This window comes from Streptomyces sp. NPDC058964, assembly GCF_042741275.1.
Lineage (GTDB): Bacteria > Actinomycetota > Actinomycetes > Streptomycetales > Streptomycetaceae > Streptomyces.
In genome coordinates this window covers 1-1389 of the sequence record NZ_JBHYKH010000969.1, presented here as the reverse complement: position 1 = coordinate 1389, position 1389 = coordinate 1, and the positions used below count along the sequence as shown (strand labels likewise).

Here is a 1389-nt window from a genome sequence, read left to right as displayed (position 1 = left end):
GCGGTGCACTGCCGCGCCCCCGAGGGCGCGCGGGCACGTCGCGGCACTTGCCGTGCGCGGCAGTTCCGGCGGAGCGGCTAGCCGCCCAGAATCCCCGCCGCCTGGTCGAAGAACTGGCCGAGTTGTGCCTTGACGGACTTCTTGCCGAAGGCGATGGCGAGGTTCGACTGGAACAGCAGGTCCCAGATCTGGTCGGCGCCCTGCGGCGGCGGTACCGGAGCGGGCAGGGCGTCGGCCGCCTTCGAGACGCGCCGGGAGATGTAGTCGGCGTTCTCCATGTTCAGCTTGTCCGTCGCGGTCAGGCCCGAGGCGATCAGATCGCGGGCCTTCTCGGTCGGCGGGATGCCGCGCAGCAGCTGCATGTCCTTGATCGCCGTCGCGTCCTGCGCGAAGAACGACATGATCTTCACGGAGTCGGCGACCTTCTTGCTGGCCTTGGTGGCGCTCAGCAGCACACCGCCGTTGACGAAGTTGCCCTCGCGGGCACCGGACCATTCGCCCTGCGGGGTGGGCAGGAAGTCCAGCTGCGCGTCGGTGATGGAGCCGCCCGCGCCGTAGACGCCGGAGTCGAAGGTGAACAGGGCCTTGCCGATGACGACCGCGTTCTTGGTGAGGTCGTTGTGCGCGGCGGAGGTGATCGCCGGCGGCGGGGAGGCGTGTGTCCTGCGCATCTCGGCCCAGTACTCCCACCACTCCTGGAGGGTGTCGGAGGTGAAGCCGAGCTTCTTGCCGTCGTCGGAGAAGAACTGCTGGCCCTTCTCGCGGGCGAAGATCTCGAAGCACTGGAGGGTGGAGCCGCCGCCGTCGTCGACGCCATAGATCTTGCCGCCGCTCTTCCTGTGGACGTCCTGGGCGGTCTTCTTCAGGTCGGCCCAGGTCCACTCGCGGTCCGGCAGCTTCAGGCCCAGCTTCTCCAGGGCACTGCGGTTGACGGTGAGCTGGTTGACGCCGATGCCGGACGGGACGCCGTACAGCTTGCCGTCGACGGTGCCGGCCGCGAGGAGCGTCTTGGCGAAGCCGGTGAGGTCGAGGGTCTTGCCGACGTACTCGTCGAGCGGGGCGAGGACGCCCTTGCGGGCGTACTGGGCGACGAGCGCGGTGTCCATCTGGAGCAGGTCGGGGGCGCTGCCGCCGGCGATGTTGGTGTTGAACTTGTCGAAGTACCCGTCGTAGCCGGAGTAGGTCTCCTGGATCGTGATCTTCGGGTTCTTCCGCTGGAAGTGGGCCAGCGCCTTCTTGTACGCCGCGTGCCGCTCGTCGCTGCCCCACCAGATCATGGTCAGCTTGCCGCTCGTACTGCCGGCGCCGGTACCTGTCTCTTAAACACAACATACGCTGCCCACCACAAATCAAATTTAAAAAAACGTTGTCGCCCTAAAAATAAAAAAA

The 1389-nt window shown here is 66.3% G+C and carries 1 protein-coding gene; it reads right to left on the bottom strand.

Annotated features, from left to right (window positions below):
* Nucleotides 1–77: 77 nt before the first annotated feature.
* A complete protein-coding gene (locus ACFW2E_RS46895; protein ID WP_384478286.1) occupies nucleotides 78–1277 on the bottom strand; it encodes an ABC transporter substrate-binding protein in 1200 nt (399 codons plus the stop codon).
* Between the last annotated feature and the right edge of the window lie 112 nt (nucleotides 1278–1389).